This window comes from Thermomonas sp. (genome assembly GCF_041905325.1).
Classification (GTDB): domain Bacteria; phylum Pseudomonadota; class Gammaproteobacteria; order Xanthomonadales; family Xanthomonadaceae; genus Thermomonas.
Map to the genome: position 1 here is coordinate 63,683 of NZ_JAYRLK010000004.1, position 13,374 is coordinate 77,056.

Sequence of the window (13,374 nt, forward strand, 5' to 3'; positions counted from 1 at the left end):
TGACGTTGGCCACCACCCTCGGGGTGGACATGTTAACGGCTGCGCGGCAAACCCGCCCAGCGCCGGCGCAGTGCCGTGACACCACCCGTTGAACAACGCCCCGTGCGACGCGCCCGTGCCTCTGGTACGGACGGCGGTCGCCGGCCCAGCAACATACCAAAACAAGGAACAAGCGCTCCCGCGGTTCGCCGTGGTGTGGCAGCGCTGGAAAACGAGGGAGCGGCACGGCTTGCGCCACGCGCAGCCGCGCGCTTGCGGTATCCAGAGGCGAAAGCCCCATGGCGTTCCGTGCCATGCCCCACCGGGCAGGGAAGCGCACGAGGAGCCCACAATGAAGCGAATGCTCATCAACGCCACGCAGGCGGAAGAACTGCGCGTGGCCATCGTCGATGGCCAGAACCTGTACGACATCGATATCGAACAGCCGTCCCACGACAACAAGAAATCCAACATCTACAAGGGCCGGATCACCCGGCTGGAGCCCTCGCTGGAAGCCGCGTTCGTGGAATACGGCGCCGAGCGTCACGGCTTCCTGCCGTTGAAGGAAATCTCCAAGGACTACTTCCAGGCCGGCGTGGACACCCACAAGGCCGGCATCAAGGAACTCCTGCGCGAAGGCCAGGAAGTCGTGGTGCAGGTGGACAAGGAAGAGCGCGGCAACAAGGGCGCCGCCCTGACCACGTTCATCTCGCTGGCCGGCCGCTACATGGTGCTGATGCCGAATTCGCCCACCGCCGGCGGCGTGTCGCGCCGGATCGAAGGCGACGACCGCGCCGAACTCAAGCGCGCGATGGACGCGCTGAACATCCCCGACGACATGGGCGTGATCATCCGCACCGCCGGCGTCGGCCGCGATGCGGAAGAATTGCAGTGGGATCTGGACTATCTGCTGTCGATCTGGCGCGCGATCGCCGAGGCCGCGCTGTCCAAGCCCGCCCCGTTCCTGATCTACCAGGAATCGCGCCTGATCGTGCGCGCCCTGCGCGACTACATGCGCTCCGACGTCGGTGAAATCCTGGTGGATACACCGGAGATGTACGCCGAGGCGCTCGAGTTCGTCGAGCAGGTGATGCCGCACAACAAGCGCAAGCTCAAGCACTACACCGACGACACCCCGCTGTTCAATCGCTTCCAGATCGAATCGCAGATCGAGAACGCCTACGAACGCACCATCCGCCTGCCTTCCGGCGGCGCGCTGGTGATCGACCAGACCGAGGCGCTGACCGCGATCGACGTCAACTCGGCGCGTGCCACCAAGGGCGGCGACATCGAGGAAACCGCGTTCAACACCAACCTGGAGGCAGCCGAGGAAGTGGCCCGCCAGCTGCGCCTGCGCGACCTCGGCGGCCTGGTGGTGATCGACTTCATCGACATGACCTCCAACAAGCACCAGCGCGATGTCGAGAACAAGCTGCAGAACGCGCTGAAATACGATCGTGCGCGCGTGCAGATCGGCCGCATCAGCCGCTTCGGCCTGCTGGAAATGAGCCGCCAACGCCTGCGCAACAGCTTGGGCGAGGCCAGCCAGATCGTGTGCCCGCGCTGCGAGGGCCATGGCCGCATGCGCAGCATCGAGTCGCTGAGCCTGTCGATCATCCGCGTCGCCGAGGAGCACGCGATGAAGGACAACACCGGCCAGGTGCTGGTGCAGGCGCCGGTGGAAATCGCCAATTTCCTGCTCAACGAAAAACGCGCCGCGCTGCGTGAAATCGAAGCGCGCCATGACGCGCCCATCGTGATCGTGGCCGATGAGCAATTGCATACCCCGCATTACGAAGTCACCCGCATCCGCGACAACGAAATGGGCGAGGAAACCACCAAGCCCAGCTACCAGCGCGGTACCCCGCGCAAGCTCAACACCATCGCCCTGACCAAGGCCCAGCTGAACATCCCGCCGCCGGCCGTCACCAAGGTCAAGCCGGCCCAGCCGGCACCGCTGCGCGAGCCCAGGCCGATGCCGCAGGAAGAGGCGGTGCAGGAGGAAGCACCCGCCTTCGTGCATCCGGTACCGGCACCGGCCGCCCACGGCGGCGTGCTTGGCTGGCTGCGGACCCTGTTCGGTGCCGCACCGGCAACGGCTCCCGCCGTACCGGCAATCGCCCCTGCCCGCGAGGGCGGCCAGCAGCGCCGCGACGAGCGCGGCAACCGCGGCCGCGACGGTCGCAACCGCAACGAACAGCGCCGCGACGACAACCGCCAGCGCGACCAGCAGCGTCCGCAGCAACAGCCGCAGAAGCAAAAGCAGCAGCAGGCGCAGAAGCCGCAGCCCGCCCAGCCGCAAAAGCAGGAGCGCCAGGACCGGCAGCCGCAGGCACCGCGCCAGGACAAGCAGCAGGCGCAAGCTGCGCAGCAACCCCCGCAGCAAGCGCCCAAGCCGCCACGTCCGCCGCGCCCGGAACGCCCCGCCGAGACCACGTCGCCGGCGGCCAATCCCGCACTGGCCGAACCCGTCATCCCGGCCGCAGCCGTTGTTCTGGCCGCGCCACCCGCAGCCGTGGCCCCGCTGATGGGTACGCCAACCGACGTCATCGCCGATCCCGCGCAAGACACCCTGACCACGCCTGCGGCCAATGCCGAGGAGGCACTGGGTGAAGGCGGCAGCAAGCGTCGCCGTGGACGCCGTGGTGGTCGTCGTCGTCGTCGCGGCAATGGCGAAGCCAGCGGCACCGCCGATGAGGCGATGGATCACGACGACGCGCTGGATGAGGTGGTCGGTCCCGACGCATCACAGCCGGAATTCGACTTCGACGATCTGCCGTCGCCGGCCCCGCGCGCTGCAACCGTCGCTCCGGTCGAAGCCGCTCCGGTTGAAACCGCCCCGGTCGAGGCCGTCCCGACGGCCAGTTCGTTGCCGCCGGCAGCGGCGGCCAGCATCGTCGAGACCCCTGCCGACGCAGCCGCGTCGGTACGGATCGAGGTGGATGCCACGTTGCCCGCCACGGCATCCCAGGCCGAGCTGCTGCCACCGGTGGATGCCGCCACGGCCACGGCCGCGGTGGAAGCCGAGAGCGTGCCCGCCCCGGAGATGCTGCCCACGCCTGCCGCCCACGGCGAAGACGCCGACACCGCCCAGCGTGCGGAGCAATTGCGTGGGCTGTTCGACAGCGCCCGCCTGGCCGAGACCGAAACCACGCCCGAAGTGACCGCCACGCAGCCGCCGCTGGATGCCGCCAGCGAGACCCGCGAGCCGGCCCACCCAGGCGCTTGACCCGTACGCCCCGGCCCGGCACTCGCCGGTGCCGGGGCCAGGCCCCGCGCCACGTCAGTGCATGGCGTGGGCGGGATCGATCAGGCCGTATTGGCTGACCAGTCGCGCCAAAGCGATGTTGTCGTGGATGCCGAGCTTGTCGAACAGCCGGGTCTTGTGCGTATTCACCGTCTTCGCGCTCAGGCTGAGGCGCTTGGCGATGGCCTCCTGCCGCAACCCCTGGTTCAGCAGCAACGCCACTTCCAGTTCGCGTGGCGTGAGGGTGTCGAACGGCGACGCCGATTCCCCCTGCAAGCCCGCCAAGGCCAGCCCCTGTGCGATCGCGCTGGCCAGGTAACGCTTGCCGCGCGCCACGTCGCGCACCGCGCGCAGCAATTCATCGGCATCGCAGGCCTTGCCCACGTAGCCGAATGCGCCCGCCTCCAGCAAGCGCCGCGGCATCGGGCCGTCCTCCAGCACCGACACCGCGATCACCCGCGTGCCGCTGTCGCCGCGCACCACCCGCTCGGTCAATTCCAGGCCACTCAAGCCCGGCAGGTGCAGGTCGCACAGCAGCACATCGGGCTTGAGCTTGCGAATCTGCGGCAAGGCGTCTTCGGCGCTTTCGGCCTCGCCCACCACCTCGATGTCCGCCTGCCCCCCGAGGATCAAGCGAAAGCCGGTGCGCACCAGCGCATGATCGTCGACGATGAATACCCTGATGGCCATCCCCACTCCCCCTGATTCGATAGGCGCAGCTTACTGCCGGGCAGGAGGGCATCCAAGCAGGCGATGCCGCGATCCTGGCTAGGAAAAGTCCGAATACGGGGATGGCGGAAGCGGTGAGATTCGAACTCACGGATGGTTTGACCCATCGCCGGTTTTCAAGACCGGTGCCTTAAACCGCTCGGCCACGCTTCCGTTGCTTTCCCGATGGCACCGCATCCCGATCCTGGTCGGCACATCCGGCACGGAAAGGATTTTCGCATGCGCGGCCACCGGCTGCACGCGTCTGGCGCGCAACCGGCGGCCTGCATGCATCAGGCCGTGGCCGGCACCGCTTCCAGTGGTTCGAAGCGGCCCTGGAAGAAGCGCAGGTCCTTGGGTTCGTAGACGAAGCGCAGGCCGTGGATGGCGTCACGACGTTGCCACAGGCGAATGATGCCGTTGGCCACTTCACGCAGGTGGTCGTCGGTATACACGCGCCGCGACAGGGTCAGCCGCACCAGCTCCAGCTTCGGGCGGTAGTTCTGCCCGGCATGGTTGCGGCCGCTGGACACGTTGCCGCGCTCCATCGGGCGCACCCCGGTTTCCACGTAGATTTCGCTGGACAGGCGTTGCGCCGGGTATTCGTCCTGGTCCACATGCGGCAGGAAGCGCCGTGCATCCACGAACACCGCATGGCTGCCGGTTGGCTCCACCACCGGCACGCCGGCCTCCTTCAGCCAGCCCGCCAGGCGTTGCGCCTGGCTGACGCGGGCGTGGATGTAGCGGTCGTCGACCATTTCACGCACGCCCTGCGCCATCGCCGCCAGGTCGGCCGCCGGCAAGCCGCCGTCACGCACGCCGCCTTCGTAGATGCGCAGCTTGGCCTCCGACTTGCGCGCCCATTCGGCGTTGTCCTTGTAGGTCAGCAGGCCGCCGATGTTGATCAGGTAGTCCTTCTTGCCGGAGACGGTGGCACCGTCGCCGTACAACATCATCTCGTGCAGGATGTCCTTGACGCTGGAACCGGCATAGCGCGGGTCGTGGCGCTGGATCATGCAGGCGTTCTCCACCGCGCGGGTGGCATCGAACATCACCGGGATGCCGTGCTTGCGGGTGTAGGCATAGACCTCGCGCAGGTTGTCCATCGACACCGGCTGGCCACCGGCCAGGTTCACCGACAGCTCGAACGAGATGTAGGCGATCTGCGCGGCACCATGCTTCTGCACCAGCGCATCGACCTTGGCGATGTCGATGTTGCCCTTCCAGCGGAACGGCGAGGCGGGGTCGTGCGCCTCGTCGACGATCACGTCGGCGAAGATGCCGCCCGCGTATTCCTGGTGCACCTTGGTGGTGGTGAAGTACATGTTGCCGGGCACGTACTGGCCGGGCTTGATCATCACTTCCGAGAGGATCTGCTCGGCCGCGCGGCCCTGGTGGGTGGGCAGCACGTATTCGTAGCCGTAGGTGTCGCGGATCGCGGCGGCGAAGTCGAGGTAGGCGCTGCTGGTGGCCGGCGTGGGCAGCGCGGCATCGTAGGCGGCCCACTGCACGGTGGACATCGCGGTGGTGCCGGAGTCGGTCAGCAGGTCGATGGCCACGTCCGCCGAACGCAGCAGGAAGGTGTTCCAGCCGGCCTCGCGGATCGCGCGCTCGCGTTGCTCGCGGGTGGTGACGGCGATCGGCTCCAGGGTGTGGATCAGCCACGGCTCGCAATCGAACTCCACCACCTCCAGGTCGGCGAAGGCCGGGCCGAAGCGCAATTCATCGTGCCACTGGCCATCGCGTTCCAGCTCCAGCGCCAGCACGCGATCGCGCTGGCGATGCAGGGCGATGACCGCGTCGGCCACCTGGTCCAGTTGCCGGTTGGTCATCGCCAGCCGCGGGATCTGCAACGGCAGCAGGTGGTCGCGCCCCACCAGCCCCTGTGCCAGCGCGCGCACGCCTGCGCTCTGGTACAGCGCGCAGGCCAGCGCATGTTGCGGATACTTGTCCACCTGCGGCAGGAACGCATCCGCGCGCAGATAGGCGCCATCGCAGCCGCGCTCGATCGGCACGCCGGCCTCGCGCAGGCGCGCGGTGAAGCGTTCCACCTGGTGCATCGCCCATTGCACGGTGGGCTCGTCGCACATTTCATCCAGCCCGCGTGCGATCACCTCCATGGTGCGCCCGGCCATGCCGCCGTAGGTGTGCAGCCCTTCGAACACCACGATTTCATTGATGAAGTGCTCGTGGTCGGCCGGGTTGTCGGTGGCGAGGAAGCCACCGGTATTGGCGCGTGCGTCCTGCGCGCCATCCATCATCACCACGTGCGCGGTCTTGGCCAGCAGCTTGACCAATTCGGCGATGGTGCGGTCGCCCATGCCGGTTTCGAAACGCTGGATGTACCAGGCGTTTTCCACCACCCGCGACAGGTCCAGCACCAGCCGCAAGCCGTGGCGATCGGCCAGCTCGCGCGCCGCGCGCAGGTTGGCCAGGCTGACCGGATGCTGGCCGTCGGCAAACGCCTGCGCGCCGATGAACGGCGGGCGCTGGGCCTTGACCTCTTCTTCCAGCCGGGCCAGATCGAAATTGCCGGTGAACACCGCCTCGCCGTGGTCGCGCACGTCGCGCAGCTCGATCCCGCGCGGGGCGTGCAGGTCCACCCGGCCGCGCGCATTGCTGGGCAGGCGCTGGCCGCTTTCCGCGAACACGTGCAGCAGGATCTTCACCGACCCCAGCGTGTTGTGGGTCGGGCAGACATAGGTGTGCCCCAGCACGCGATTGATGACGGCGGTCAGGTTCTCGAAATTGCGCGCGCCGGCATAGGCCTCGTCGCCCACCAATTGCCCCGCCAGTTGCTCCTGCGTCATCGCCCCGCAGCCATAGGACACCATGTCGAAGGTGACCTGCCGCGGGGTCAGGTTGAACACGTTGGAATGCGCGGCGGCAAGGTTGCGCTTGCGCTCGTCGAGGGTCGGGAACGCGATCGGGCGAACGGTCTTGACCTTGTGCGGCTCGTGGACGGGAACGGGTGTTGCCATGGGTTGCTCCTGGACGGATGAAAGTCGGACGCGCGCGTGGCGGCCACGCGCTACAGGAGGAATTTTAGGAATGTAAAACCCGCCAATGAATGCAATTTGTTAAGCTTCAAGCAACAAATATCATTCTTTCATCAACAAAATGGTCAAAAAACCTTACGAACAACCAAGAACCGTCGATGCCACCGATTGGCGCATCCTGGAGGTGCTGCAGGAAGACGGCCGCACCAGTTTCACCGAGCTGGGCAGGCGCGTGGGCATGTCCACGCCGGCCGTGACCGAACGCGTGCGTCAACTGGAGGCGGCAGGCGTGATCCGCGGCTACCGCGCGGAATTGGATCTGGCGAAAATCGGCCGGCCGATCCTTGCCATCGTGCGCATGAGCGTGGTCGGCGACGTGCTGGCCAAAGTCACCGACTGCGTGCGCAAGATGCCGGAAGTACTGGAATGCCATCGCGGCACCGGTGCCGATTCCTTCACCGCCTCGGTGGCGGTGGCCACGGTGGAGGACCTGGAGCGACTGATCGACCGGCTCACGCCGTATGGCACCACCTCGACATCCATCGTGCTGTCCACGCCGGTGCCGCGCCGCGCGATCGTCCCGCCCGCCGCCGGCAGGCCCGTGCAGGCACGCCGCGGCAAGCCTTGAGCCGGCTCAACGCGCGCGCGGCTTGTGCCCCGCGCGGGCCCGGCGCTTGAGGCATTCCGGGTCGCTGCACTCCAACCGTGCCGCCTCCAGCATGGGGGGCAGGCGCTCGGCGAGGAAGTCGATGAACACCCGCACCGCCGGCAGCATGCCGCGCCGCGAGGCGAACACCGCATGCGCAATGCCTTGCGGCAGTCGCCATTGCGGCAACACCACTTCCAGGTCGCCACGCCGTACGGCAGCGGCGCAGATGGTTTCCGGCAGCAACGTGATGCCCACGCCTCCTTCCGCCATCGCCTGCATCATCGGGAAATCGAAGCCGGTGACGCGCGGCTGCAATTCGACCCGCCGCACTTCACCTTCCGGCCCATGCAATTCCCAACGCTGCCGCGCCTCGTCTTCACTGACGCTCAGGGTAATGTGCTCGGCCAGTTGCTCCGGCATTTGCGGGCGACCGGCGCGGTCCAGGTAGGCCGGGCTGGCCACCAGCAGTTCCTGGATCTGGCCGAAGCTGCGCATCACCAGGCTGCCGTCCTCGTCCAGCTTGCTGCGCACGCGGATGGCCACGTCCACGCCTTCGTTGATGACATCGACGCGCCGGTTGCTGACGATCAATTGCACCCGCACCTTCGGGTGCAGGGCCATGAACTCCGGCAGCAGCCTGGGCATCTGTTGCTGCGCCATCGATACCGGCACGCTGACCCGCACGCTGCCACGCGGCTCCACGCTGAGCCGGTCCACCGCCTCGCGCGCGGCCTGCGCCTCGGCCAGCATCGACTGCGCATGGCGGTGCACGCTGGTGCCGACGTCGGTGACCGCGAAGCGGCGCGTGGAGCGCTGCAGCAACCGCACGCCAAGCTCCGCCTCCAGCGCGCTGATGCGCCGGCTCAGGCGCGACTTGGGAATGCCCAGCGCGCGTTCGGCAGCGGCAAAGCCGCCGTGGTCGACCACGGCGGCGAAGTAGTAGAGATCATTGAGGTCTTGCATCGGGAAATTCCAATATCGGAACAATCCCGACTATTCGACCACCCTTGTCAATGAAAATGCAACGCACTCAATCGATTTTCACAGCCCCGCCCATGTACGGGCGCAGCACGTCGGGCACGTCGATGCTGCCGTCGGCGTTCTGGTAATTCTCCATCACCGCGATCAGCGCGCGACCTACGGCCACGCCGGAACCGTTCAAGGTGTGCACCAGTTCCGGCTTGCCGGTGGCCGGGTTGCGCCAGCGCGCCTGCATGCGGCGGGCCTGGAAGTCGCCGCAGTTGGAGCAGGAGGAGATCTCGCGGTAGGTGTCCTGCGAAGGCAGCCAGACTTCAAGGTCGAACGTCTTGGTGGCACCGAAGCCCATGTCGCCGGTGCACAGCAGCACCTTGCGGTACGGCAGGCCCAGCTTTTCCAGCACGGTTTCGGCACAGCGGGTCATGCGCAGGTGCTCGGCGTCGGACTCCTCCGGTTTCGCGACGCTGACCAGTTCGACCTTCTCGAACTGGTGCTGGCGGATCATCCCGCGCACGTCGCGGCCACCGCTGCCGGCTTCGGAGCGGAAGCACATCGAATGCGCGGTCATCCGCAGCGGCAGGCGCTCGGCATCCACAATTTCATCGCGGACGATATTGGTCAGCGGCACTTCGCTGGTCGGGATCAGGTAACGCTTGTGTTCGCCCAGCTGGGTGGAGAACAGGTCTTCCTCGAACTTCGGCAGCTGGCCGGTGCCGCGCATCGATTCGGCGTTGACGATCACCGGGACGTTGGTTTCCTCGTAGCCGTGCTCGCCGGTGTGCAGGTCCAGCATGAACTGCGCCAGCGCGCGGTGCAGGCGGGCCAGCTGGCCACGCAGCACGGTGAAGCGCGAGCCGGACAGCTTGGCCGCGGTCTCGCCGTCCAGCCAGCCATGGCGCGCGCCCAACTCCACGTGGTCCTTGACCGCAAAATCGAAGCTGCGCGGCGTGCCCCAGCAGTGCTGCTCGACGTTGTCGGCCTCGCCGCCGCCCAGCGGCACGCTGGCATCGGGCAGGTTGGGGATGCCGGCGGCAATCGCCTCGATCTCGCCGCGGATCCGCTCCAGCTCGACCTCGGACGCCTTCAGCTCCTCGCCAAAGCCGGCCACCTCCGCCATCACCGCGGCCACGTCCTCGCCCTTGGCCTTGAGCATGCCGATCTGCTTGCTGCGGGTATTGCGCAGGTTCTGCAGTTCCTGCGTGCGGACCTGGATCTGCTTGCGGCTGGCTTCCAGCGCTTCGAGGCGGGCGACGTCGAGTTCGAAGCCGCGCGCGGCGCGCAGGCGTTCGGCAAGATCGGCGGGGTTGGAGCGCAGCAGGGCGGGATCGAGCATGGGCGTGGGAGATCGCGGGAATGAACCGCCATTATCGCCGAGCGCGGGCGGGATCGCAGTGCATCGCGATGGCTGTGCCAGAATGCGGCCATGGCCGATACCACCCCGCCGCCCACCAAATTGTTCTCGCCCCACCTGCTGAAGCTGCTGGCCATCGCCTTCGGCGTGGGCTTGCTGTTGTTCCTGCTGGTCTGGCTGAACGCCCGCCACGACTACGACTTCTACAAGGCGGATGGCACCGGCACCGATACCGAACCGTCAAGCGCCCTGCCGGCCCCCTTGCCCCCCGATGTCGCCGGCACCGGCAATGCCAGCGGGCTGGATGTCTCGAAAGTACCGACCGTGCCCCGCGACACGCCGCCCCCCGTCCCCGACACGGCGCAATCTCCCGCACGCGCTACCCCCGCGCCGGCACCGAAGCCGGCGTCGCAAGCGGGCGACAGCGACACCCCCGTGCCACTGTCCTCGCCGGCGCCGCGCTACCCGCAGGACGCCATGCGCGCGGGGGCCGGAGGCACCGTGCGGGTCAAGGTCAGCGTCGCCGCCGATGGCAGCGTGGAGCAACTGGAACTGGTGGAATCCAGCGGCAACCGGCAGCTTGACCGGGCGGCACTGGAAGCCCTGCACCGCTGGACGTTCCGCCCGGCCATGCACAACGGCCAGCCGGCCAGTGCCGACGTCGTGGTGCCGATCGTGTTCAGCCCCGGCGGCTGATCCGCGCCGTCACCCGGCCACGCACGCCATCCAGGCGCGCTTCGGAACGCCGCGCGGCATAACGTGCATCGGCCAGGGCATGGTCGATGCGGATGCCGGTGCAATGCGCCGCCCGCACTGCCAGCCGATACGCGGCCTCCAGCAGTCCCAACGATGCCAGCCACAGGTGGCGCGGGGTCAGGTCAAGGGCGGGTTTGACCCGGCGAGCGAGGGCTTTGCGTTGCACGGCCATGGCGGCCTCCGATACGGGGGATCACGGGCGCAGATTGAGGCCGCGCGACCGAGCTTTCACACTACCTCCCCCCTTGCCAGACGCCCTGCGCGGCATGATGCTGGGCCACCGACACCGCAGGGAACATGCCGCATGGCCAGCAAGAAACCCGCCGCATGGGCGGCTTTTCCGCACGACGCCCACGCCTTCGCCTACACCGGCGATGCACTGAAGAAAGCATGGCCGAAACTGCACGCCGGCGATTGCGAGCCGTTCCCGGATGCCAAGCGTGCCGCCGCATTGCTGAAAGCCGCCGGCAAGGCCGCGCCCAAGCTCGAGGCCGACGCGCTGGCGAACGCCTTGCAGGACGCATGGCGCGCCTTCCATCGTGGCGACTTCCAGGCGGCCTGCGCATCCGGTGAGGCGCTCGGGCCGGTGGGGACTTCGGTGGCGGTCAAGGCGCTGGGCATCCACGCCACCTATCTGGTCGATGACGACGACGAGAAACTCAAGCGCTTCGAACGCGCCGCCGCGCTCGCCGAAGCCGCCGCCAAGGCGCTGCCGGACGAAGCCAACAGCCACTACCGGCTGGCCTTCGCGCTGGGCCGTTACAGCCAGGGCCTGTCGATCGCCAAGGCGTTGAAAATGGGCATCGCCGGCAAGGTACGCACCGCCCTGGATGCCACCCTAAAGCTGGCGCCGAAACACGCCGAGGCACACACCGCGCTGGCGGTCTACCACGCCGAGATCATCAACAAGATCGGCGCGATGATCGGCGGCCTGACCTACGGTGCCAAGGCCGGCGAGGCCGACAAGCACATCCGCGAGGCGCTCAAGCTCACCCCGGCCTCGCCGATCGCGCACGTCGAGCATGGCAACGTCCTGCTGCTGCTCGACGAGAACCGCAACGAGGATGCCGCCGCCGAGGCCTACGAGAAGGCATCGAAGTGCAAGCCGCTGGACGCGATGGAAACGCTGGATGCCGCTTTCGCGGCCGACCAACTGGCCTGACCGCGCACGCCGCCGTCCCCTTCAACGCAACGGGGCACGCCGTGGCGTGCCCCGCAATTCATGGAACGGGCAATGGCCTGCTCAGGCGAACGCGCTCTGGCACCAGGCCATCAACGGGTTCCAGAACACGCCCAGCACCAGCAAGCCCAGCGCGTTGATTCCGAACACCAACTTCAGCATGGCATCGTCGCGCGGCAGTACCGGCTCGCCCACGGGCTCATCGAAGTACATCACCTTGATGACGCGCAGGTAGTAGAACGCGCCGATCACCGCGAACACCACGCCCACCAGCGCCAACCACAGCATGCCGCCGTTGATTGCTGCGCGCAGCACCGCCAGCTTGGCCCAGAAGCCGAGGAACGGCGGGATGCCGCACAGCGAGGCCATCACGCACAGCACCATGCCGGCGCTCCACGGATCGCGCGCATTCAGGCCCTTGAAGTCGTCGATGGCATCCGCCTCGAAACCGCGCCGCGACAACAGCACGATCACGCCGAACGCCGCAGTGGCCATCAGCGCATAGCTGATCGCGTAGAACATCGCCGCCGAATAGCCTTCCACGCCACCACCGGCCAGGCCCAGGAACAGGAAGCCGACGTGGGAGATGGTGGAATAGGCCAGCATGCGCTTGAGGTTGGTCTGCATCAGCGCGATGACATTGCCCAATATCAGCGACAACGCCGCCAGCACCGCCAGCATCGGCTGCCACTGCGCCGCCAGCGGCGAGGCACCGAAGCCCAGCAGGCGCACCACCATCGCGAACGCGGCCAGCTTGGGAGCCGAACCAATGAACAAGGTGATGGGTGTGGGCGCACCGTGGTAGACGTCGGGCAGCCACATGTGGAACGGCGCGGCACCGAACTTGAACGAGATGCCGGCGATCATGAACACCACGCCGGTCAGCAACAGCATCGGCTGCGCCACGCCGGGCGCGGCGTCGCGAATGGCCGCCAGGTCCAGGCTGCCGGTGGCACCGTACACCAGCGACATGCCGTACAGCAGCAGGCCGGAGGCCAGCGCACCCAGCACGAAGTACTTCATCGCCGCTTCCGAGGCCAGCTTGCTGTCGCGATCCACCGCCACCAGCGCATACGAGCTCAGCGCCAGCAGTTCCAGCCCCAGGTAGACCATGATCAGGCTGCCAGCGGAGATCAGCAGCATCATGCCCAGCACCGCAAACAGCACCAGCACCGACACCTCGCCCTTGTACAGGCCGCGCTCGCGCAGGTAAGGCCACACGAACAACAGCGCCAGGGCCGACACCACGCAGGCACCGACCTTCAGCACGTCGGCCATGGTGTCGCGCACGAACATGCCGTGGAGCACGTGGCTGTCGCCACCCGCACCCACGCCGGCCACCAGCAAGCCGGCAACCACCAGCAGGACGAGCACCGCCAGCACGTTGGTCACGGCGCGCCGGGCGTCGGACAGGAACAGATCCAGCATCAGCAGGGCGAACGCAGCACCCACCAGCACCAGTTCGGGAATCAGCGGCAGCAGTTCGGTGGCTGCCGGCATGGCGAGAGTGGCCTGCATCGTCGTCAT

General features: G+C 67.5%; 10 protein-coding genes and 1 tRNA gene. 4 read left to right on the plus strand and 7 right to left on the minus strand.

Going from position 1 to position 13,374, the window contains the following annotated elements:
• Window positions 1-331 precede the first annotated feature (331 nt).
• Window positions 332-3,208 (plus strand): Rne/Rng family ribonuclease, encoded by a 2,877-nt coding sequence (locus tag ACE3OK_RS05720; RefSeq protein ID WP_374248588.1) that lies wholly within the window; start codon window positions 332-334, stop codon window positions 3,206-3,208.
• Between the two features lie 54 nt (window positions 3,209-3,262).
• Here ACE3OK_RS05720 and ACE3OK_RS05725 read toward each other — a convergent pair whose 3' ends face one another.
• The 3 genes from ACE3OK_RS05725 to ACE3OK_RS05735 form a co-directional block, all read right to left on the minus strand.
• On the minus strand, window positions 3,263-3,916 hold the full coding sequence (locus ACE3OK_RS05725; RefSeq protein WP_374248589.1) for a response regulator: 654 nt from the start codon (window positions 3,914-3,916) through the stop codon (window positions 3,263-3,265).
• 102 nt (window positions 3,917-4,018) lie between these two features.
• Window positions 4,019-4,108: transfer RNA gene (locus ACE3OK_RS05730), tRNA-Ser, on the minus strand.
• 119 nt (window positions 4,109-4,227) lie between these two features.
• Window positions 4,228-6,915: a tryptophanase gene (locus ACE3OK_RS05735; RefSeq protein ID WP_374248590.1), complete on the minus strand. Its 2,688-nt coding sequence runs from the start codon at window positions 6,913-6,915 to the stop codon at window positions 4,228-4,230.
• A gap of 139 nt (window positions 6,916-7,054) precedes the next feature.
• On the opposite strand from ACE3OK_RS05735, the gene ACE3OK_RS05740 reads away from it, so the two are divergent.
• Window positions 7,055-7,561 carry an Lrp/AsnC family transcriptional regulator gene (locus ACE3OK_RS05740; protein ID WP_374248591.1) on the plus strand — a complete coding sequence of 169 codons (507 nt, stop codon included), beginning with the start codon at window positions 7,055-7,057 and terminating at the stop codon, window positions 7,559-7,561.
• A gap of 6 nt (window positions 7,562-7,567) precedes the next feature.
• On the opposite strand, the gene ACE3OK_RS05745 is transcribed toward ACE3OK_RS05740, so the two are convergent.
• Window positions 7,568-8,545 (minus strand): LysR family transcriptional regulator, encoded by a 978-nt coding sequence (locus ACE3OK_RS05745; protein WP_374248592.1) that lies wholly within the window; start codon window positions 8,543-8,545, stop codon window positions 7,568-7,570.
• A 67-nt stretch (window positions 8,546-8,612) separates the two neighbouring features.
• Complete coding sequence (gene serS / locus ACE3OK_RS05750; protein WP_374248593.1) at window positions 8,613-9,893, minus strand: serine--tRNA ligase; 1,281 nt, start codon at window positions 9,891-9,893, stop codon at window positions 8,613-8,615.
• A 90-nt stretch (window positions 9,894-9,983) separates the two neighbouring features.
• Between serS and ACE3OK_RS05755 the strand changes: the two genes are divergently transcribed.
• Window positions 9,984-10,607, plus strand: coding sequence for an energy transducer TonB (locus ACE3OK_RS05755; RefSeq protein WP_374248594.1), 624 nt, complete (start codon window positions 9,984-9,986; stop codon window positions 10,605-10,607).
• On the opposite strand, the gene ACE3OK_RS05760 is transcribed toward ACE3OK_RS05755, so the two are convergent.
• Window positions 10,591-10,839 carry a hypothetical protein gene (locus tag ACE3OK_RS05760; RefSeq protein WP_374248595.1) on the minus strand — a complete coding sequence of 83 codons (249 nt, stop codon included), beginning with the start codon at window positions 10,837-10,839 and terminating at the stop codon, window positions 10,591-10,593. The genes ACE3OK_RS05755 and ACE3OK_RS05760 overlap by 17 nt on opposite strands.
• A gap of 132 nt (window positions 10,840-10,971) precedes the next feature.
• Here ACE3OK_RS05760 and ACE3OK_RS05765 point away from each other — a divergent pair, with 132 nt between their 5' ends.
• A complete protein-coding gene (locus ACE3OK_RS05765; protein ID WP_374248596.1) occupies window positions 10,972-11,829 on the plus strand; it encodes a hypothetical protein in 858 nt (285 codons plus the stop codon).
• An 81-nt stretch (window positions 11,830-11,910) separates the two neighbouring features.
• Here the strand turns inward: ACE3OK_RS05765 and nuoN are convergent, their stop codons facing one another.
• Entirely contained in the window at window positions 11,911-13,374 is a 1,464-nt protein-coding gene (gene nuoN, locus ACE3OK_RS05770; RefSeq protein WP_374248597.1) for an NADH-quinone oxidoreductase subunit NuoN, read from the minus strand.